Annotated in this window: 1 protein-coding gene; it reads left to right on the top strand. The window is 70.1% G+C overall.

Annotated features, from left to right (window positions below; translation table 11 throughout):
* Positions 1-147 precede the first annotated feature (147 nt).
* Positions 148-882 carry a hypothetical protein gene (locus H5397_RS17420; protein WP_182819010.1) on the top strand — a complete coding sequence of 245 codons (735 nt, stop codon included), beginning with the start codon at positions 148-150 and terminating at the stop codon, positions 880-882.
* The last annotated feature ends 119 nt before the right edge of the window (positions 883-1,001 follow it).

The raw sequence follows: 1,001 nt of genomic DNA, 5'->3' as shown, positions 1-1,001 counted from the left end.
ATCTGCCGCGGGTTGCGCGAGGGTCGTGTGTCGGCTCCGCTTGCCGCAGCGCGGTATGCCTTCGTGTTGAACGCTGTCCGCAACGACGAGCGGGTGGCCCCGTTCCCGCACATCAGGAGTGGGGCGCTACGGCCTTACCCTTGCGGTATGGCCCTACCTCGCCACACGACGGACGCCGCCCTGTCGGCTTGGCTCGCGCCCCGGCTGCTGCCGTGGGGACCGGCTGGGGTTCCGGTGGGTGCCATGGTGCCGACGGGCTTCGCGGCGTATGTGCGGGTCCTGCACCCCCTGCCGGATGGACGCCGCTGGCGGGAGATTGCTGCGTCCAATGGACGCGTCCTGCATCCCCTGGCGCAGTGGAGCCACATGTTCGACACCCTGCGCCACCCGAGCCTGTGGCCGCCGGATGGCCATCTCCCGCGCCCCGACCACGACGCGCTGGTCGCGCACCTGCAGGCGTCTGGGGACGTGACCTACGCGGTGTGGGAGGGCTACGGGTTCTGGGGAGGCGGCGCGGTCGAGGCGCACCACCCCGATCTGATGACCTACGAGGTCCCGGTGCCGAGCCGGGTCCCGGGGGGTGCCGAGCCGGTGTTGGCCCTGCCGCACCGGCGCTACCACCTGTTCCGGGCGCCCCTGGCCGCGCACGAGACGTGGGTCGAGGACGAGAGCTTCGTGCAGTCGGCGAACCTCGTATGGCCGGACGACCACGGTTGGTGTCTGGCCACCGAGATCGACTTCGGGTTCACGCTGCTCGGTTGCGAGCGCGCGGTCGCGGACGCCGTGCTCGCCGATCCCGCCCTGGAGGCGTTCGAGGTTGGTGTGGACGACAACATGAGCTGGTCCGGGGACACCATCAATCCGGGACCCCGGCGGGCCTGACATGCTTTGTCGACCCGTCACGCTAGACCCGGCCGATACAGCACGCCCCACCTGCTGAACCCCTGCACGACGCGTGAACCGGGCGCCAACACGATCCACTTGAGCTGGAGTTGGTGAAG

The sequence above is a fragment of the Propioniciclava sp. MC1683 genome, assembly GCF_014164675.1.
Taxonomy (GTDB): Bacteria; Actinomycetota; Actinomycetes; order Propionibacteriales; family Propionibacteriaceae; genus Propioniciclava.
The sequence above is the reverse complement of the archived record's forward strand: the minus strand, read 5'-3'. Positions and strand labels throughout refer to the sequence as shown.

Excerpts from the sequence above, each read along its gene's own strand:
- H5397_RS17420 (WP_182819010.1), top strand. The coding sequence starts at position 148 with ATGGCCCTACCTCGCCACACGACGGACGCCGCCCTGTCGGCTTGGCTC.